16 protein-coding genes are annotated in these 19,615 nt (G+C 72.1%); 7 read left to right on the top strand and 9 right to left on the bottom strand.

From position 1 onward, the window contains the following. Positions 1-125: 125 nt before the first annotated feature. The 6 genes from HDA30_RS09170 (at position 126) to HDA30_RS09145 (ending at position 8,605) form a co-directional block, all read left to right on the top strand. Positions 126-680, top strand: a complete 555-nt coding sequence (locus HDA30_RS09170; protein ID WP_158496937.1) for a Fur family transcriptional regulator — start codon at positions 126-128, stop codon at positions 678-680. Next, the gene (gene katG / locus HDA30_RS09165) at positions 655-2,874 is read left to right on the top strand and encodes a catalase/peroxidase HPI (RefSeq protein WP_184241917.1); all 2,220 of its coding nucleotides are present in this window, start codon (positions 655-657) and stop codon (positions 2,872-2,874) included. Before HDA30_RS09170 ends, katG begins: the two co-directional genes overlap by 26 nt. 131 nt (positions 2,875-3,005) lie before the next feature. Further along, on the top strand, positions 3,006-4,724 hold the full coding sequence (gene pgm, locus HDA30_RS09160) for a phosphoglucomutase (alpha-D-glucose-1,6-bisphosphate-dependent) (RefSeq protein ID WP_184241916.1): 1,719 nt from the start codon (positions 3,006-3,008) through the stop codon (positions 4,722-4,724). A gap of 23 nt (positions 4,725-4,747) precedes the next feature. Next, complete coding sequence (locus HDA30_RS09155) at positions 4,748-6,253, top strand: aldehyde dehydrogenase family protein (protein ID WP_184241915.1); 1,506 nt, start codon at positions 4,748-4,750, stop codon at positions 6,251-6,253. A gap of 139 nt (positions 6,254-6,392) precedes the next feature. Continuing rightward, complete coding sequence (locus HDA30_RS09150) at positions 6,393-7,496, top strand: heparan-alpha-glucosaminide N-acetyltransferase domain-containing protein (protein WP_158496933.1); 1,104 nt, start codon at positions 6,393-6,395, stop codon at positions 7,494-7,496. Positions 7,497-7,534: 38 nt separating this feature from the next. After that, positions 7,535-8,605, top strand: a complete 1,071-nt coding sequence (locus tag HDA30_RS09145) for a threonine aldolase family protein (protein ID WP_184242464.1) — start codon at positions 7,535-7,537, stop codon at positions 8,603-8,605. 53 nt (positions 8,606-8,658) lie between these two features. Here the strand turns inward: HDA30_RS09145 and HDA30_RS09140 are convergent, their stop codons facing one another. Together HDA30_RS09140 and HDA30_RS09135 are read right to left on the bottom strand one after the other, a co-directional pair. Then, positions 8,659-9,561 (bottom strand): Cof-type HAD-IIB family hydrolase, encoded by a 903-nt coding sequence (locus HDA30_RS09140; RefSeq protein WP_184241914.1) that lies wholly within the window; start codon positions 9,559-9,561, stop codon positions 8,659-8,661. An 83-nt stretch (positions 9,562-9,644) separates the two neighbouring features. Next, entirely contained in the window at positions 9,645-10,586 is a 942-nt protein-coding gene (locus HDA30_RS09135) for a carbohydrate kinase family protein (RefSeq protein ID WP_262337819.1), read from the bottom strand. An 85-nt stretch (positions 10,587-10,671) separates the two neighbouring features. Here HDA30_RS09135 and HDA30_RS09130 point away from each other — a divergent pair, with 85 nt between their 5' ends. Then, entirely contained in the window at positions 10,672-12,030 is a 1,359-nt protein-coding gene (locus HDA30_RS09130) for a uracil-xanthine permease family protein (protein WP_158496931.1), read from the top strand. A 38-nt stretch (positions 12,031-12,068) separates the two neighbouring features. Here HDA30_RS09130 and HDA30_RS09125 read toward each other — a convergent pair whose 3' ends face one another. The 7 genes from HDA30_RS09125 to HDA30_RS09095 all read right to left on the bottom strand — a co-directional run bounded on the left by HDA30_RS09125 (position 12,069) and on the right by HDA30_RS09095 (position 19,584). Beyond that, a complete protein-coding gene (locus HDA30_RS09125) occupies positions 12,069-12,704 on the bottom strand; it encodes a type 2 periplasmic-binding domain-containing protein (RefSeq protein ID WP_246418736.1) in 636 nt (211 codons plus the stop codon). 218 nt (positions 12,705-12,922) lie between these two features. After that, positions 12,923-13,648: a dienelactone hydrolase family protein gene (locus HDA30_RS09120; protein WP_184241913.1), complete on the bottom strand. Its 726-nt coding sequence runs from the start codon at positions 13,646-13,648 to the stop codon at positions 12,923-12,925. 141 nt (positions 13,649-13,789) lie between these two features. Next, positions 13,790-15,742, bottom strand: a complete 1,953-nt coding sequence (locus HDA30_RS09115; protein ID WP_184241911.1) for an AMP-dependent synthetase/ligase — start codon at positions 15,740-15,742, stop codon at positions 13,790-13,792. A 96-nt stretch (positions 15,743-15,838) separates the two neighbouring features. Then, on the bottom strand, positions 15,839-16,387 hold the full coding sequence (locus tag HDA30_RS09110; protein WP_184241910.1) for a YceI family protein: 549 nt from the start codon (positions 16,385-16,387) through the stop codon (positions 15,839-15,841). A gap of 161 nt (positions 16,388-16,548) precedes the next feature. Then, positions 16,549-18,054: a tripartite tricarboxylate transporter permease TctA gene (gene tctA / locus HDA30_RS09105; RefSeq protein WP_184241907.1), complete on the bottom strand. Its 1,506-nt coding sequence runs from the start codon at positions 18,052-18,054 to the stop codon at positions 16,549-16,551. A gap of 1 nt (position 18,055) precedes the next feature. Beyond that, positions 18,056-18,538: a tripartite tricarboxylate transporter TctB family protein gene (locus HDA30_RS09100; protein WP_184242522.1), complete on the bottom strand. Its 483-nt coding sequence runs from the start codon at positions 18,536-18,538 to the stop codon at positions 18,056-18,058. A gap of 44 nt (positions 18,539-18,582) precedes the next feature. Next, positions 18,583-19,584: a Bug family tripartite tricarboxylate transporter substrate binding protein gene (locus HDA30_RS09095; protein ID WP_158496925.1), complete on the bottom strand. Its 1,002-nt coding sequence runs from the start codon at positions 19,582-19,584 to the stop codon at positions 18,583-18,585. Between the last annotated feature and the right edge of the window lie 31 nt (positions 19,585-19,615).

Here is a 19,615-nt window from a genome sequence, read left to right as displayed (position 1 = left end):
GCCGACCCCTGCCTGGTCAGCGCCGTGCGGCGGCCCCACGGGCGCCACGCGGCAGGGCCCGCCCGCGAGGCCACCGCTCGCCCGTTTTCTTGACACATTCCAGAAAACGGGGTGGGATCGGGGTCATGAGCACCACGGCCACGCGGGGCGAGACCGCCGCACCGCCCCGGGACGGCGCAGCCCTGCTGCGCTCGACAGGGCTGCGCGTCACACGCCCTCGGCTCGCCGTGCTCTCCGCACTGACCCAGCATCCGCACGCGGACGCCGCCGAAGTGCTCTCCGCCGTCCGGGACGAGCAGCCCGGCGTCTCCCACCAGACCGTGTACGACTGCCTGCACGTGCTGACGGAGGCCGGCCTGGTCCGCTCGATCCAGCCGGCGGGCTCCACCGCCCGGTACGAGATCCGACGCCACGACAATCACCACCACCTGGTCTGCCGCACGTGCGGCCGGGTGGAGGACGTCCCCTGCCGCACGGGCACGCCCCCGTGCCTGCACCCCGCGCAGGACCACGGCTTCGTCGTCGACGAGGCCGAGGTCTACTACTGGGGTCTGTGCCCGGCGTGCGCGGCCGAGGATCCCGCCGCCAACACCCCCGATGCCCAGCCCGGCGGAGGCGCGGCACCCGCCTCGACCCCGCCCTCCCGAAAGAAGGATGAGTCCCTTGACGAGACAGCATGACGAGACCACCACCATGGGAGAGGTCAGCCAGGACGCGGGCAGCCGTTGCCCCGTGGCGCACGACCGCCTGCCGCACCCGACCTCGGGCGATGCGAACCAGCAGTGGTGGCCGAACCGCCTGAACCTGAAGATCCTCGCCAAGGAGCAGCCGGTGATCAGCCCGCACGACGAGGGTTTCGACTACGCCGCGGCCTTCGAGGCGCTGGACCTGGCCGAGGTGAAGAAGACCATCGCCGAGGTGCTCACCACGTCGAAGGACTGGTGGCCGGCCGACTTCGGCAACTACGGCCCGTTCATGATCCGCATGGCCTGGCACTCGGCCGGCACCTACCGCGTCATGGACGGCCGCGGTGGCGCCGGCACGGGGCAGCAGCGCTTCGCCCCGCTGAACTCGTGGCCGGACAACGTCCTGCTCGACAAGGCCCGCCGTCTGCTGTGGCCCGTCAAGAAGAAGTACGGTCAGTCGCTGTCCTGGGCCGACCTGATCGTCCTGGCCGGCAACGTCGCCCACGAGATCATGGGCATGCCGACCTTCGGGTTCTCCGGCGGCCGCGTGGACGCCTACGAACCCGAGGACGACGTGTACTGGGGTCCCGAAACCGAGTGGACCAACGGCGGCGACGAGCGCTACCAGGGCGAGCGCGACCTCGACAACCCGCTCGCGGCCGTCGAGATGGGCCTGATCTACGTGAACCCGGAGGGCCCCGAGGGCGAGCCGGACCCGGTGAAGTCCGCGGTGGACATCAAGGAGACCTTCCGCCGCATGGGCATGACCGATGAGGAGACCGTCGCGCTGATCGGCGGCGGCCACACCTTCGGCAAGACCCACGGCGCCGGCACCGTGCCGGAGCACGTCGGCCCCGAGCCGGAGGCGGCCCCGATCGAGCAGATGGGCCTGGGCTGGAAGTCCTCCCACAAGTCCGGCAAGGGCGTCGACGCCATCGGCTCGGGCCTCGAAGTCACCTGGACCTACCACCCGACCCGCTGGGACAACGAGTTCTTCCACATCCTGTACGCGTACGAGTGGGAGCTCATGGAGTCCCCGGCCGGGGCCAAGCAGTGGCGCCCCGTCGACGGCGGCGGCTCGGACATGGTCCCGGAGTCGGACTTCAGCGGCCGGCGCGAGCCGCGCATGCTCACCTCGGACCTCGCCCTGCGCTTCGACCCGGAGTTCGGGGAGATCTCCACGCGGTTCAAGGACGACTTCGCGGCCTTCCAGGACGCCTACGCGCGCGCCTGGTACAAGCTGACGCACCGCGACATGGGCCCGATCTCCCGCCACCTCGGCCCCGAGGTGCCGCAGGAGGAGCTGATCTGGATGGACCCGGTCCCGGCCCCGCAGACGGTCCCGGGCCAGGCCGAGGTGACGGCCGTCAAGGACGCCGTGGCCGCGGCCGGGCTGTCCGTGACCGATGTCGTGAAGACCGCGTGGGCCGCCGCCTCGACGTTCCGCCACTCGGACTTCCGCGGCGGCGCCAACGGTGGGCGCATCCGCCTCGAGCCGCAGCGTTCGTGGGAGGTCAACGAACCGGCCGTGATCGGCCCGGTCATCGCGACGCTCGAGGAGATCGCGCGGGCGAACGGCGTCTCCTTCGCGGACACCGTCGTGATCGCCGGCAACTGGGCCGTCGAGAAGGCGGCCGCGGATGCCGGTGTGCAGGTCGAGGTGCCGTTCACCCCGGGCCGCGGCGACGCCACCCAGGAGCAGACGGACGTCGAGTCGTTCGGCCACCTGGAGCCCAAGGTCGACGGCTTCCGCAACTACGACCCGCGCGGCACCAAGGAGTTCCCTTCGGAGTTCGCCCTCGTGGACCGCGCCAATCTGCTCGGTCTCTCCGCCCCGCAGATGACGGTCCTGGTGGCCGGGCTGCGCGTGCTCGGCGCCGTGCACGGCGACACGAAGCGCGGCGTGTTCACCGAGAACGTGGGCGTGCTGTCCAACGACTTCCTGGTGGCCCTGACCGACATCGACACGCAGTGGGAGAAGATCTCCGAGGGCCTGTACCGCGGCACCGCCGCCGACGGGAAGACCCTCGAGGGCACCCGCGACGATCTGGTGTTCGGTTCGAACTCCGAGCTGCGCTCCGTCGCCGAGGTGTACGCCGCGGATGACGCGAAGGAGAAGTTCGTCAGGGACTTCGTCGCCGCGTGGGCCACGGTCATGGACGCCGATCGCTTCGACGTGAAGAAGTGACCCGCCCCGTGGGCTGAGCGCCCGCGCCCCCGCCGGGGTGGACGGACCGCCGAGCACGGTCCGTCCACCCCGGTGCCCTGCCCGCGCCGGTGCCCTTCCCGCGCCCGCGCCCTCATGCCAAGGTGAGCAGCATGAGCCAGTCGCACAGCACCGTCCCCGCCGCCGAGCGCGCCGGCACCCCCGCCCTCGAGCAGGACCTCGTCGACCTCGACGCACTCCTGGCCGCCTATGCGGAGACGGTCCCCGATCCGGCCGTGCCGGCCCAGCGGGTGGTCTTCGGCACCTCGGGCCATCGCGGCTGCTCGCTCTCGGCCTCGTTCAATGACGCGCACATCGCCGCGATCACGCAGGCGATCGTGGAGTACCGCACCGGCCGGGGCATCGACGGGCCGGTGCTGATCGGCCGGGACACGCACGCGCTCTCCGGCCCTGCGCAGCAGACGTGCCTCGAGGTGCTGCTGGCCAACGACGTCGAGGTGAGGCTCGACTCCCGCGGCGGGTTCACGCCGACCCCGGCGGTTTCGCACGCGATCCTGCACCTCAACGCCGGCCGGGACCTCACCCCGCAGGGATTCGCGGCCGACGGGGACAACGCGGGCCTGGTCGACGGCATCGTCATCACGCCCTCGCACAACCCGCCCTCCGACGGCGGCCTCAAGTACAACCCGCCGCACGGCGGTCCCGCCGACTCGGACGCGACCGGCTGGATCGCCGCCCGCGCGAACGAGCTGCTCGAGGCCGGGCTCGAGGGCGTCCGCCGCGTCCGCCCCGATCAGGTCGAGGACCACCCGTGCCACGGCTCCTACGACTTCCTCGACCGCTACGTCACGGACCTGCCGGACGTCGTGGACCTCGAGGCGATCCGCTCGGCGGGCGTGCGCATCGGCGCGGACCCGATGGGCGGGGCCTGCGTCGCGTACTGGGAGGAGATCGCACGCCGCTACGGTCTGGAGCTGACCGTCGTGAATCCGCAGACGGATCCGCGCTTCGGGTTCATGAGCCTGGACTGGGACGGGAAAATCCGCATGGACTGCTCCTCGCCGTACGCGATGGCCTCGCTGATCGAACGCATGTCCCCCGACGCGGCCGGCGAGGCGCCGTTCGACGTGGCCACGGGCAACGATGCAGACGCGGACCGCCACGGGATCGTCACCCCCGACGGCGGGCTCATGAACCCGAATCACTACCTGGCCGTGGCGATCGACTACCTCTACACACACCGCACGAGCTGGCCGGCGGGCGCGGGCGTCGGCAAGACGCTCGTGAGCTCGTCGATGATCGACCGCGTCGCACAGGACCTGGGCCGAGACCTGGTCGAGGTGCCCGTCGGCTTCAAATGGTTCGTGCCCGGCCTGCTCACCGGCACGGGCGTGTTCGGCGGCGAAGAGTCCGCCGGCGCGTCCTTCGTGACGTTCGACGGGGCGGCCTGGTCGACGGACAAGGACGGGCTGATCCTGTGCCTGCTGGCCGCCGAGATCATCGCGGTCACCGGCCGCACCCCCTCCGAGCTGTACCGCGACCTCGAAGCGATGCACGGATCCCCCGCCTACGCCCGCATCGACGCCCCCGCGACGGCCGAGCAGAAGGCCCGGCTCAAGGAGCTCTCCCTGGACGACGTCACCGCGGAGACGGTCGGCGGCGAGCAGATCCTCGCCGCCCTGACGCAGGCCCCCGGCAACAACGCGCCGGTCGGCGGGCTGAAGGTCGTCACGAAGAGCTCGTGGTTCGCCGCCCGTCCCTCGGGCACCGAAGACGTCTACAAGATCTACGCGGAGTCGTTCCGCGGGCCCGAGCACCTGGCGCGGGTGCAGGCGGACGCGCAGGCGCTCGTCGACGCGGTGATCGGCTGAGGCCCGGCCACTAACGTGGCCTCATGAGCATCTCCGAGTTCCCGTCCGAGTCGCCCGAGCAGGCCGAGCCGCAGGACGACGACCTGCGACCCCACGCCGACACCGCGATGCTGCCCGTCATGCCCAGCGGGCCGCGCCCCGAGGACCCCGCCGCCGCGCACGAGCGCCTGCGCTCCGCCGCCCGCACCCGGGCCGCGCATCCGCGCCGGGTGCGCGTGCGGCAGCTCAAGGGCCTCGCGCGGATGCTCCAGGAGCACGAGGACCGCTTCCTCGCGGCCCTCCACCAGGACCTGAACAAGTCTGCCGCCGAAGCGCTCATGACGGAGATCCTCTCGGTCAGGGCGGAGATCGACCATGCGCTGCTGCACCTGACGGACTGGATGGAGCCGCGGCCGGCCAAGCTGCCGCTGTCGCTGCGCCCGGCCCGGGCGCAGGTCGAGCCCCGCCCCCGAGGATGCGTGCTGATCATCGGCGCGTGGAACTACCCCGTGCAGCTGCTGCTCGCTCCGCTCGTCGGGGCCCTGGCCGCAGGCAACACCGTGGTGCTCTCACCCTCGGAGAAGGGGCCCGCGACGGCCGCGCTCCTGCGGGAGCTGCTGCCGCAGTTCCTCGACGCCGCGCTCATCTCCGTCGTCGCCGGCGGAAAGGACTGCAACACGGCCCTGCTCGCCCGCCCGTGGGACCACATCCTCTACACCGGCGGCGAGCGCGTGGGTCGCATCGTCTATGAGGCCGCCGCGAAGACGCTCACCCCCGTGACGCTCGAGCTGGGCGGCAAGTCGCCGGTCGTCGTCACCGAGTCGCGCAATGAGGGCGCCATGGCCCGCCGCATCGCGTGGGGCAAGTTCACCAACGCGGGCCAGACGTGCGTCGCTCCGGACTATGTGCTCGCGGTCGGCGAGCGCGCCCGTGCCCAACTGCTCGAGCAGCTCCCGCAGGCGATCGAGGAGTTCTACGGCGCCGAGCCCCGTCGGTCCCCGGACTACGGACGCCTGGTCTCGACCGAGCACGCCCGTCGGCTCGAGCGGATGCTCACCGAGGCCGTCGAGGCGGGCGCCCGCGTGGTGGTCGGCGGACAGACGGACGCGACGGCCCGCTACATGGCGCCGACCGTCGTGGCCGATGTGACACCGGATTCCCCGCTGATGCGGGAGGAGATCTTCGGCCCGGTCCTGCCGGTTCTGACGGTCGACACGTTCCAGCAGGCCCTGGACTTCATCGCCGAGCGGCCGCATCCGCTCGCCGCGTACCTGTTCACCGACCGTCCCCGCTACCATCGCGCCTTCGAGGAGCAGGTGCAGGCGGGGGCGATTTCGACCGACGTGACGCTCGCGCACGCGGGGATCGCGACGCTGCCCTTCGGCGGCGTGGGGGCCTCCGGAATCGGCGCCTACCACGGCATCGCCGGCTTCGAGACGTTCTCGCACCTGCGGCCCTCGCTCACGAAGTCGGACCAGGTGGACACCCTCAAGGCGGTGTACCCGCCGCACGGGTGGTTCAAGCGCACGCTGCTGCGCCGGCTGTTCTGATGCGCTGACGGGGCGGCTCACCGCACCGCCCGGACGTCGTCGCCTGCCTAGACTGATGTCGGCCCCGCGCCGGCCGCTCTCCCACGGTCATCGGCCCGCGGCGGGGCCAATGACCACCGCACCCAGCCGAGGAGCCCCCGTGTCCCGTACCGCCACCCGCTCGGCGGCGTCCGAGCGCACCGGACGCGCCGCCGCCCGCGGCCAGCGTCTGCTCTGGCTCGATGTCGCGCGCAGCCTCGCACTGCTGTCCATGTTCGTGGCGCACGCGGCGCCCACCATGGGACCGTTCGGCGTGCTGATGCTCACCGAGTACGTGACGGCGCCCCTGTTCGCCGCCCTCGTCGGAGCCTCCGCTCTGCTCGAGTCCCGTCGCGTCGGCTGGGGACGTGCCCTGGCCGCCGCGGCGGTGCGCGCCGCCTTCCTGGTGGGCGCCGCCTGGGTGAACTCCCTGTTCGGGGCGCAGGTGCTGGACGTGCTGCAGCACCTGGCCGTCATCACCGTCGTCGCGGCGCTGCTGGCTGCGGCGCCGACCGTCCTGCTGGCGGTGATCGCCCTCGTGTTGGCCGTGTGCTCGGTGCTGCTGAGCACGGCCGGAGCGGCCCCGGTGATGTCCTGGCTGAGTCCGCGCGCCGCCGAGCTCGGCCTCGACCCGGTCACCGTGTCCCGGCAGCTGAACCACTGGGTGCTGGGCGACTACCGGCTGCTGGCTCTGCTGGCCGTGGGCCTGCTGGGCATGATCCTCGCCCGCCTGCTGGCGCCCGGCGGTGCGGGCGCCCCGCGCGGTCTCGCGGCGGGGATCGCGGCCATCGGACTCGTCGCCTCCGGCGGGACGATCCTGCTCACGCGCATGCAGACCGGCTCGTTCCCCGTCGCCTATGCCGGGGACCTGCCCGAGTTTGTGACCTCGACGGCACTGGTGGTGCTGGTGTTCGGCCTGTGCGCGGCGGTAGTGCCGGGGCGCCGCTCGGTGCTGACGGACGTGCTCACCGTCCCGGGCTCGATGACCCTGACGCTGTACATGGCGCACCAGGCCTACCTGGGCTGGGTGGTGAACCTCGCCGGCCCAGGGCCGTGGCGGCATCCGTCGGGCACCGACGACTCGTGGTTCAACCTGGCCGTGCTGTGCGTCGGGGCGATCGTGTTTGCCCTGGCCTGGCGCACGCTCGTGAAGGCCGATCCGTGGCGCCGGGGCCCCGTCGAGGGCCTCATGCGCCTGGTGACGCGGCCAATCCACGGCCGCTGACGTCCCCCGACCCCCGACCCCCGAGCAGAGGCGTGATGATGCAGCGAATCCACGACCCCGAGCGGCGAGACTTCGCCTCCGACAACTACTCGGGCATCCACCCCGAGGTGCTCGCCGCCCTCGCCGAGGCCAACGGCGGACACCAGGTCGCCTACGGCGAGGACGAATACACGGCCCGCCTGCGCGAGGTCGTCCGGGACCGTTTCGGGGAACAGGCCGATGTGTGGCCGATGTTCAACGGCACCGGCGCGAACGTCGTGGCCCTGCAGTCCATGCTCCCGCGCTGGGGCGCCGTGATCTGCGCGGACACCGCGCACATCCACGTCGACGAGGGCGGCGCCCCCGAGAAGTCCGCCGGGATCAAGCTGCTGCCCGTCAGCACGCCCGACGGCAAGCTGACGGCCGAGCTGATCGACGAGGAGGCCTGGGGGTGGGGCTTCGAACACCGGGCCCAGCCGCGGGTCGTGTGCCTCACCGAGTCCACCGAGCTGGGCACCCTGTACACCCCGGAGGAGATCCGGACGATCACCGGGCACGCCCACGACCGTGGCATGAGCGTGTTCATGGACGGGGCTCGCCTCGCCAACGCGGCCGCGGCTCTCGGTCTGCCGCTGCGGGCGTTCACGACGGACGCCGGCGTGGATGTGCTCTCGCTGGGCGGCACGAAGAACGGCGCGCTGGCGGCGGAGGCCGTCGTGACCCTGAACCCGGACGCGGCCGACGGGCTGATCTATCTGCGCAAGCACCAGATGCAGCTGGCCTCGAAGATGCGCTTCGTCTCGGCGCAGTTGCTGGCCCTGTACGACGGCGACCTGCACCTGCGCCTGGCCGGGCACGCCAACGCCATGGCGCGGCGCTTGGCCGACGCCGTGGCCGCCGGTATCCGCGACGGCTCCCTGCCCGGGGTCGAACTGACACAGACGACGCAGGTCAACGCGGTGTTCGCGACCCTGCCGACGGGCGTCGCCGACCGGCTGCGCCGCCGGTTCCGCTTCTACGACTGGGACGAGGCCCGCGGCGAGGTGCGCTGGGTGTGCAGCTTCGACACGACCGAGCAGGACGTGGACGCGTTCGTGGCGGCGCTGCGTTCCGAGCTGGCCGAGCCCTGACGGCGCGGCCCGTCCCGGCCGATGCGCGCAGACCCGGGTGAGACGAGCGGGGCTCAGGGTGCAGGCAGGCGGAGCAGATGCTCGATTGCGTCGGCGACCCCGTCCTCATCGCACGCGCCCACGACGCCGTCTGCGGCGGCCCGCAGCGACTCGTGGCCCGAGGCGACGGCCAGGCCGAGCCCGGCCCATGCGAGCATCTCGAGGTCGTTGGGCATGTCACCGAAGGCCACCACCTCCTGGGCGCCGACGCCCCGTTGACGGGCGAACTCCTCGAGCGTCGCGGCCTTGTGGACCCCCGGCGCCGCCATCTCCACCAGGGCCATGCCCGGCGCCGAGTGCGTCACCGTGACGGCCGCGCCGACCAGGTCGCGCACGCGATCGACCAGCTCCTGCTCGCCGAGGTCGCGGGAGCGGGCCATGAGCTTCACGACGCGCGCGTGCTCCGGCAGCGCCTCCTGCAGGGTGCGGTGCGCCCCCGGCTCGTCGCCGAACAGGGACTTCTCCCTGAACGCCTGCTCCCAGAAGAAGCCCTCGAGGGCCTCGGCCCCGAAACTCACGCCGGGCACGGCGCGGGACAGCTCGGCGACGACGTCGTCCACCACCGCCCGGTCCAGCTCATGGGAGCCCAGCACGTCGCCGGTCGCGGGGTCGACGACCACGGCCCCATTGGAGCAGATGACGGGCCCCACCTCGCCCAGCTGGTCGCGCAGCGGGGCGAGCCAGCGCAGCGGCCGACCCGTCACGAACACCACGGTGACGCCCTCGTCGTGCGCCCGGGTGAGCGCGGCGACGGTACGCGGGGAGATACGACCGGTCCGGGTGTGCTGATAGCCGATGACGGTGCCGTCCAGATCCGTGGCGATCAGCCGCGGTCGACGGGTCGCGGCCATCAGTGCCGCGGCAGGAGCACGCTCCGGCTCGGCGGGCTGGGGGACGGACGGGCTCGGCGCGGACATGCGCCTCAGTGTAGGCCGGACGGGGTCGTGCAGGGCGGCGCGGGGCGGTTCAGTGGCGGCCGGCGCCGTCCGGCTCAGTCAGCTCAGTCGTCGGCGAGTTCCGCGCGCGTGGGCGGGTCCGCGCCGGGGCGGGAGGCGGTGATGGCGGAGGCGCGGGACGCGTAGATCAGCACCGACTCGACGTCGTGCGGGTCCATCTCTCGGAGCCGATCACGGTTCTGCGCGCCGAGCAGGCTGCGGTCGTCGAGGGCGGCCAGCAGGGCGGCGGTGAACGAATCGCCGGCGCCGACCGTGTCCTCGACGTCCACCGGGAAGATCGGGCGCTCGCGCACGCCGTTGCCGCTGACCGCGACGATGTCCTCGGCGCCACGGGTCATCACGACGAACGCCGGACCCATCGACTGCCACTGCCGCAGGGTGTCCAGCAGGGGTCGTTCCGGGTAGAGCCAGGCGAGGTCCTCGTCGGAGGCGTGCACGACGTCGGACAGGCGCACGCAGGCCTCAGCGCGGGCGCGGGCGAACTCGCGGTCCGGGACGAGCGTGGGGCGCACATTCGGGTCGTAGCTGATGGTCGTGGAGTCGGCCAGCCGCTCGATGAGCCCCATGACCTCGGCGTCACCGGGAGCGAGCATGGTGCCGATCGACCCGGTGTGCAGATGCAGCAGCCGGCCGCCGGAGGGGTCGCGGTAGGTCTGAAGCAGCTCGTCGGCGCTCGGCAGGGTCCAGTCGAGGGCGAATTCGTAGCTGGCGGCCCCGGTCGGGTCGAGGCGGGCCGTCGCCCGGGAGGTCGGGGCGTCATCGGGTGCGAGCAGGCTTCGGACACCGTTGGCCCGCAGATGCTCGGCGATCATGCGGCCATGCTCATCGTGGCCGAACCGGCCGACGAAGCGGCACTCACGCTCCAGACGGCTCAGACCCACCGCCACGTTGAGGGGGCTTCCGCCGACGTGCACCCGGGGTGTCGCGGTATCCGAGAGCACCACGTCCACGAGGGCCTCGCCGATCACACCGATGTAGTCAGACACAGCGTCCACGGTACCCTACGGTCCAGCGCCGAGGCCCTCCTCGGCGGCCTGAGATCCGCACCGACACAGCCTTCGGGAGACACCTTTGCCGCAGTCCGAGACCACCGCCGACGACCGGCCCGACCGCGGCCTCGGCTGGCGCCTGCACGGCGATGGCCGCACCATCACCGCGGGCACCGTCGTCGCCCCTGACGAACGCCTGACCTGGGGACGCACCGTCAGCGTCGGCGTCCAGCACGTCATGGCGATGTTCGGCGCGACGGTCCTCGTGCCCGCGATCACCGGCATGCCCGCCACGACAGCGCTGCTGTTCTCCGGCGTGGGCACGCTGCTGTTCCTGGTGGTCACGGGAAACCGTCTGCCGAGCTACCTGGGCAGCTCGTTCGCGTTCATCGCCCCGATCACCGCGGCCGCGGCCATGGGCGGCACCGGCGCGGCACTCGGCGGCATCCTCGCGACCGGCCTGGCCCTGGTCGCGGTGGGCGTCGTGGTGCATCTGGCCGGCACCGGCTGGATCCATGCGCTCATGCCGCCCGTGGTCATGGGCACGATCGTCGCGCTGATCGGCCTGAATCTGGCCGGCAGCACGACCGAGTCGATCCAGACCGTGCCGTTGACGACGTTCGCCACCACCCTGGCGATCGTGCTGTCCGCGGTGCTGTTCCGCGGGCTGCTCGGCCGCTTGAGCATCCTGCTGGGCATCATCGTCGGCTACCTCGTGGCGCTGGCGCAGGGTCAGGTGGACTTCGCGCCGGTGCGCGACGCCGCCTGGGTGGGTCTGCCCCCGTTCCACGCCCCCGAGCTGCGGCTGGACGTGCTGTTCCTGTTCCTGCCGGTGGTGCTCGTGCTGATCGCCGAGAACATCGGGCACGTGCGGACCGTCGGGCTCATGACGAAGCGGAACCTGGACCCGCTGACCGGGCGGGCTCTGGTCGCCGACGGCCTCTCGACGGCCCTCTCGGGCCTGGGCGGCGGCGTGGGCACCACGACCTACGCGGAGAACATCGGCGTGATGGCCTCGTCCAAGGTCTACTCGACGGCCGCGTACTGGGTGGCCGGCGCGACCGCGCTCACGCTGGCGTTCCTGCCGAAATTCGGCGCGCTGATCGCGACGATCCCGGCGGGAGTGGCCGCCGGGGCGGGGATCATCCTGTACGGCATGATCGGCGTGATGGGGGTGCGCATCTGGGTGCAGAACCGCGTGGACTTCTCCAACACGATCTCCCTGATGACCGCGGGTGCGGGCCTGATCATCGCGATCGCTGACCCGCAGCTGACCGTCGGCGGCCTCGTGTTCGGCGGCATCACGCTGGGCACCGTGGCCGCCCTGGTCATCTACCACCTCATGACGGCCATCGCGCGGGCCCGCGGCACCGAGCCGATCGACGAGGACGCCGACCTGCCGGAGAACTACCGGCCCGCGGAGGCCGGCCGCCTGGGCTGAGGCCGGCACGACGGGCCGAGGCCTGCGAGAGCTCGCCGTCAGCGCGAGCTGCTCGCCCGCCGGCCCCGGCTCACACCGACGAACTGCTGCACGAGCTCCGAGTCGGCGGCCTTGAGCCACGCCAGGCCGACGGCCCAGCCGGGATGGCCGCGGCCGTCGTCGACCCCGTCGTCGAGGGCGCAGTGCAGCGGCAGCACGACGACGTCCCGGCGACCGAACATGCGGGCCACGGACATCGGCAGCACCGTGTACCCGGCGCCCGAGGCGACGATCTCCAGGGCCATGCGCTCACCCGCTCCCGGGACCTCGGGCTCGTGCATCGGGTCGACGTGGACGTCCCCGTCGTCCTCCCTCGCAGGCGCCGGCGCGAATCGGGCCGGGTCCATCCGTTCGTGCTCGCCGATCTCGACCAGCTCCCGCAGCGGCACGGGGCCGTCCGCGTCGACGTCCCAGGCGGCGAGCAGGTGCTCCCTGCCGACGCACACGACCGGGCGCTCCTCGTAGAGCCGCACCACGTGCACGTGCTGCGGCTCGACGCCGGCGGCACGCAGCACGTCGGCCGGTTCGGCGTCGGCGGGCCAGCGCAGATACCCCAGCTGCGGCAACGGTGTCAGCGGCTCTCCCATTGCGTCGTGCCGCAGGTGGTCGGTCTGCTGGGCGTCGTCATGGTTCACCAGCTGGACGCGGCGCTGGCGCGAGGTGAACCGCTCGACCCACTTCGACGGGGTCGCGCCCGGGATCGTCGCGAGGAACAGGGTCTCGGGCGGTGAGTCCGGTGCGCCAGCGCTCGCGACCTTCCCGGCACCGGGCCGTCCTGCCCCTTCCGAACGGGACGGGCGCCCGGAGCGGGACCGGCCGCCGGAGCGGGACGAGCGGCCTCGTCTGGCCGGGCTCAGCGGACCTTCTCCTTCAGGAAGTCCACCGCACGGCCCCATGCGAGCGTCGCGTCGGCCTGCTGGTAGTTGCCGGCCGGGTTCGAGTCGTTGTGGAAGGCGTGGTCGGCGTCATAGTAGAAGTACTCGACCTCCGCGCCGGACTCCTCGCGGATCTGCTGCTCCTGCTTGCGCGCGTCCTCGACGGGGAACATCTGGTCCTTCTCGGCATAGTGGCCCTGCACGGCGGCCTTCACGCCCTCGAACGAGCCGGGCACGCCCTGGCCCACGCCGTAGAACGGGACCGCCGCCGAGACCTTCTCACCCTGCTGGTTCGCAAGGGCCAGCACGAAGCCGCCGCCCATGCAGAAGCCGATCGCGCCGACCGTCTGCGAGGTCACCTCGTCAAGGGAGAGCAGGTGGTCGACCGCGCCGGCGAGCTGGCGGGCTCCCTCCTCGGCGGGCAGCTTCTCCATCATCTCGCCGGCCTCGTCGCCGTCGTGGGCGATCCAGCCGCCGTACAGGTCCGGGGCCAGCGCCACGAAGCCCTGCTCCGCGAGACGGTCGCACACGTCGCGGATGTGGTCGACCAGGCCCCACCACTCCTGGACGACTATCACGCCCGGGCCGCGGCCGGACTCGGGCAGGGCCAGGTAGCCGTGGCCGGTGCGCGTGCCGTCCTGGGACGGGTCCTTGGTCGGCAGGTCGAACGTCGTGTTCTGGTGCGGGGTCTTGGAAGCCATCATGCGCCCCAGACTAGGCCGCGCGGCCCCGACGGTGTCGAGGGCACGGGGCCGGACGGCCGATGGGTCTCGGAACGGCGTTCCGAGATGGTCGGCTGTGCAGGAGTACCCGCGCCGCCCCGTGTCGGCGCCGCTCAGCGTCGCTCAGCGCCGCGGGAGCAGGTGGGAGATGCGCTCGGCGAGCGCGGTGCGCTTGAGCTTCTGCGTGGGCGTCAGCAGGGACTCGAGCTCCTCGCGGTCCGGCAGCAGGACGCGGAAGTTCCGCAGCCGCTCGGGGGCGGGGACCTTGGCGTTGGCTGCCTCGATGGCCGCGCCGACGGACTCGCGGATGCGCTGCTCGGTCACCTCGAGCATGTGCTCGGCCTCATCGCGCCATCGTTCGGCGGCCTCGGCGCGATCGCGTATCCGGGCGGCGACGGCTTCGGGCACGTGCCAGTCCGGCAGGGTGCGCTGCAGCCACGACGCCAGCTGCTCCCGGTCCAGCAGGATCATCGCCGAGGGGTGCGCGAGCCCGTCGCCGATCACGACGGCGTGCCCGACGGCCGGATGCTGTTCCACGTCGCGCTCCCATGCGACCGGGTTGATCGTCTTGCCGTTCGAGGTGACGATGACGTCCTTGAGCCGGCCGGTCACCGTGAGGCGGCCCGCCTCGTCCAGCTCACCGATGTCGCCGGTGCGGAACCAGTCGCCGTCGAACGCGGCCGCGGTCTCCTCCGCGTCGGTGTAGCCGGCGAACACGCCGGTCCCGCGCATCTGGATCTCGTCCTCTTCGCCCAGCCGCACGGACATGCCGGGCAGCGGGTAGCCGACGCTGCCGGGCACGACGTCGCCCTCGTGGGGGCCGACGGCCGGGGCGGTGGTCTCGGTGAGGCCGTAGCCCTCGAACACGGTGATGCCCATGCCGGTGAACAGGCGCATCAGGTCCGGGTCGAGCTTCGCGGCGCCGCACAGCAGGTGCTCGACGCGGCCGCCCAGCAGCCGGCGCACCGTCCGGTAGAACACGCGCTCGTAGACGAGGGCGGCGGCCCGGTTCGGGGCGGACAGCTTCGGGTCCTCGCCCAGGATCACGCGCCCCCGGGCGATCGCGACGGCGCGGGCGCGACGCCAGAGGGGGCCCATCCGCTTGGTCCGGGCCTTCTCCTCGACGCCCTGTGCGATGCGCTCGAGCACGCGCGGGACGACCATCACGAAGGCCGGGCGGATCTGGGCCATCGACGGGACGGCGGCTTTGGGGCTGGCGACGTGGGCGACGCTCATCCCGCCGTGCAGGCAGACCATCTGCACGGCGCGGGAGAGCACGTGCGCCAGCGGCAGGAACAGCACGGTGGAGCCGCCGTCCTGCACGAAGCAGCGGTACGCTTCGGCGACGTTGAGCACCTGGTGGGCGAAGGCCCGGTGCAGGATCCGCGCGCCCTTGGGGGTGCCGGTGGTGCCGGAGGTGAAGACGATCGTGGCGACGTCGTCGAGGCCGCGGGCGGTGCGAGCGGCCTCGAGGTCGGCGTCCGTGACGCTCTCGCCCGCGGCGGCGAGCGCGCGCAGGTCCCCGGCCTCGAGGACCCCGGCCGCGCCGTCGGCCTCGGCGTTGTCGGTCGTGGCGTCGTCGAGCGTCCAGACGGCGGAGCCGTGCGGCCCACGGGCGGCGTTCGACCGCTCGTCGATCACGCCGCGCAGGGTCTCGGCGAGCTCGGCCGAGCCGGCGAAGGCGGCGCGCACGTGGACCACGTCGGCGATCGCGCTCATCTGCGAGGCCGGGGCCGAGTCGAACATCGGCACGACGACGGCGCCGGCGTAGAGCGAGGCGAGGTCCATCAGGGTCCACTCGTAGCGGGTCGGCGCGACGATGGACACGTGGTCACCCGGGCGGATGCCCGCGGCGATCAAGCCCTTGGCCAGGGCGCGGACCCGGTCGCGGAACTGCGCCGTCGTCACGGGCTCCCATGGCGCGTCCAGCGGCGCGTCGGGGTGGCGGACCTGGAAGGCGACCGCGTCGGGGTGGTGCTCGGCGCGACGCTCGAGCACGTCCGTGATGTTCTGCAGCGTCGAGGCGTCGGCGAGGGTGGGCGCGTCGATCTGGCGGCGTGGGGTCGTGGTGGCCATGGTCAGCATTCTGACGCATCCGACGCCCTCCGCGCCCAACGCGAGGGCCTCCCCGCGTCGAGGCGTCGGCGCGGAGAGGCCCAGGCCAACGGCGGATCAGGCCTGCTGCTCGTCCTGCGGCAGGACGAACGCGGCGCCGATCTCGAGCTTGACCTTGTCGGAGACCATCAGGCCGCCGGCCTCGGTCGCGGCGTTCCAAGTGAGGCCGAAGTCCTTGCGGGAGATCTCGCCGGTGGCCTCGAAGCCGACACGGGTGGTGCCGAAGACGTCGACGTCCTGGCCGCCGAGCTCTGCCGCCAGCTCGACCGTCCTGGTGACGCCGTGCAGGGTCAGCTCGCCGACGACGGTGAACTCGTCCGCGGAGCCGCGCACCTGGGTGGAGCGGAAGGTCATGGTCGGGTGCTGGGCGACGTCGAAGAAGTCCGTGCCGCGCAGGTGCTCGTCGCGGCCCTCGTTCTTGGTGTTCACGGAGGCGACGTCGACGGTGACCTCGACGGACGAGGCGGTGAAGTCCTCGGCGAGCTGCAGGGTGCCCTCGACGGTCTGGAAGGAGCCGCGCACCTTCGAGATGCCGGCGTGGCGCACGACGAAGTCGACGTCCGAGTGGGCGGCGTCGAGGGTCCAGGTTCCGGTGGTGATGCTCATGGGGATGCTCCTTGCGGTGGTGGGTCCGGGCGTGCGGGCGGGCCGCCGTCCCGGATGTTTCAAATTCGTACCACCTGGGCAAACGGGGGCGACGGCGGAATCATTCCGTCGCCGCCCGAATGCGTCGCAGGTCACACCCGAGGGGCTTCGTCGGGCCCCACTCAGACGTCCTGACGCGTCTTCGCGGTCACGGCGGCCCGCACGGACAGCGCGATGACGACGAGCAGGACCGCGTAGATCACCCACGTGATCGGGGTCGCGACCAACACAGCTGGGTCCCCCGCCGAACTGAGCAGCGCGTCGCGCAGGGATGTCTCGGCCAACGGGCCGAGGACCATGCCGATCATCAGCGGAGCCAGCGGGTAGCCGAACCGGCGCATGAGATAGCCGAGCACGGAGATCCCGAGCAGCATCAGCAGGTCGAACGCGGCGCCGGTCGTCGCGTAGATGCCGAGGCCACAGAACAGGGTGATGCCCGCGTACAGGTAATGGTTCGGGATCAGCAGCAGCTTCGCCCACAGCCTCGCGAACGGCAGGTTGATCGCCAGCAGCACGACCATCGCGATGAAGAAGCTCGCGAGCAGCGCCCACACCAGCTCGGGGCTGCGGTCGAACAGCAGGGGCCCGGGCTGCAGGCCGTACTGGCGGAACGCGGCGAGCATGATCGCGGCCGTCGCCGAGACGGGCAGACCGAGGGTCAGCAGAGCGCCCATGGCCATGCCCGTGGTGGAGTTGCCGGCGGCCTCGGGGGCCGCCAGGCCGCGGATCGCGCCCTTGCCGAACATCGGGTTCCGGCGGCGGCGGTCCAAGCGCCGCTCCGCCGAGTAGGCCAGGAACGTGGGCACCTCAGAGCCGCCGACGGGCACGATGCCGAAGGGCAGTCCGATCGCCGTGCCACGGCCCCACGCGGGCAGCGCCTCGCGGAACTCGGCGGCCGAGAGCCACGGACGTCCTGTCTCGCGCACCTCGAGGTCGTCCTTCTCGCGGCGCACGCGCGGGGCCACATGGAACACCTCACCCAGCGCCAGAATCGCGACGGTGACGGTCACCAGCGGGATGCCGTCGTAGAGCTGCGGCGAGCCGCCCGTGAACCGGGCCGTGCCGGTGACGGCGTCGATGCCGACGACCGCGATGCCCAGGCCCAGCAGCAGCGAGGCGAGGCCACGCAGCACCGAGTCGGCCACGACGGAGGACGTCGCGACGAATGCGAACAGGGCGAGGGCGAAGTACTCGGCCGGGCCAAACTTCGTTGAGAACTCCGCGAGCACGGGGGCGAGGAACACGACGCACACGCTCGCGGTGAAGCCCCCGACGAACGCGCCGATGGCCGCAGTGGCGAGGGCCTGCGCGGCCCGGCCGCTCTGCGCCATCTTGTGGCCCTCGAACGTCGAGGCGATGGCGGAGGCCTGGCCCGGCGTGTTCATGAGGATCGCCATGGTCGAGTCGCCGAACAGGCCGCCGAAGTACACACCAGCGAACAGGATGAACGCGGCGGTCGGGTCGAGGGCGAACGTCATGGGCAGCAGCAGCGCCACCGCCATGGAGGAGCCGAGGCCGGGCATGACGCCGACCGCGGTGCCCAGCAGACAGCCGAGCACGACCCACAGCAGGTTGATCGGGGTCAGGGCTCCGGCGAAGCCCTCCATGAGGAGTCCGAGCGTCTCCATATCAGAAGCCACCTCCGAGGATGCCCGAGGGCAGGGTCAGGCCGAGCACGACGGCGAACGCAAGGTACGTCAGCGACGAGACGAACAGGGAGACCAGCACGTCGAACAGCGGCCGCGGGGAGCCGAACCCGCGGGTGACGCACCAGAACAGCAGCGCCCCGGCGAGAATCCAGCCGAGCCACGGCAGCAGCAGGGCGAACGCGAGGAACCCGAAGAACACCCAGGCCATCGCGCCGAAGTCCGAGCGGGCGGGACGCAGCCGCCCGGCCGACTGCCCGACCTCGCCGTCGGCGTCGGCCTGGCCCTCGGCGTGCGCCCGATGATGTCGCAGGACGTCGACGGCGAGCCCGAGGGCCACCGCGAGCCCGGCGACGGCGAGGATCGTCGGGTAGAACGCGGGGCCGGGGAACTCAGCGTCACCGGCGTCCATCGTGAGCGAGCCGATCAGCAGGTAGAGGCTGAACGCGGCGAGCAGCGCGGGCATGACGAGCGCGACGAGCCCGTCCTTCTGCGTCGAGGCGTCCGCGCTTACTGGATCTGCTCCGTCAGCTCGCCGATGCGCTGCTTCTCGTCCCGGATGTACTGCTCGAGCTCCTCGCCTTCCAGGGGCACGGCGCTCCAGTGGTTCCGTTTCACGGCGTCCTTCCATTCGGGGGTGGCGACGGCCTCGCCGACGAGCTTCTCGAGCTCGGCGCGGTCCTCGTCGGAGACGCCCGGCGGGGCGAACAGGGCGCGCCAGTTCGTGAGGGTGACGTCGTAGCCCTGCTCCTTCACGGTGGGGATGTCCATGCCTTCGAGACGCTTCTCGGAGACGACGCCGAGGGCGCGGAGCCGACCGCTCTCGACCTGCGGGTAGATGTCCGCGACGCCGCCGGCTGTGGCCTGGGCGGAGCCGTTGAGCAGGGCCTGGATCGCCTCGCCGCCGCCGTCGGAGGGGATGTAGGTGGTGTCGTCGACGGGGATGTCGGCCTTCATGGCGAGGTCCGCCATGACGAGCTGGTCGAAGGAGCCGCCGCCGGTCCAGGCGATGCCCTTCGGGTCCTCACGCCAGGCCTCGACGAGGTCGTCGAGGGTCTCGTACTCGGAGTCCGCCGGGACGACGACGAGCGAGTACTCCTCGACGACCCGAGCGACGGGGGTGACGTCGTCGAGCTCGGGGCCGGAGCCGTAGGCGGCCTGCGCGGCGATCTGGCCGGTGCCGCCGACCATGAGGTTGTTGGCCTCCTCGAGCGTGGTGAGCTGGCCGAGGCCAATGGTGCCGCCGGCGCCGGGGATGTTCACGACCTGCACGTTGTTCACGAGCTGGTGGGAGCGGATGGACTGCTGCATCTCGCGCTGGAACGAGTCCCAGCCGCCGCCGGGCGCGGCGGGGGCGATAAGGGTGAGGTTGGTGCGGATGTCGTTGCCGCCGGAGGCGGAGGCAATAGAGAACGCGCAGGCCGCCACGATGGTGACGACGGCCATCACGCTGAAGATGATGCGGCCCAAGCCGCCGCGGCGGGGCCGCTCGCGTGGGGACGTTGCTGGCATTCAGTGCTCCTGCTCGGAGGGGTCACGGCAC

It is taken from the genome of Micrococcus cohnii (assembly GCF_014205175.1).
Classification (GTDB): domain Bacteria; phylum Actinomycetota; class Actinomycetes; order Actinomycetales; family Micrococcaceae; genus Micrococcus; species Micrococcus cohnii.
Note: the sequence above shows the minus strand (reverse complement) of the source record. Positions and strands in the feature narration are given on the sequence as shown.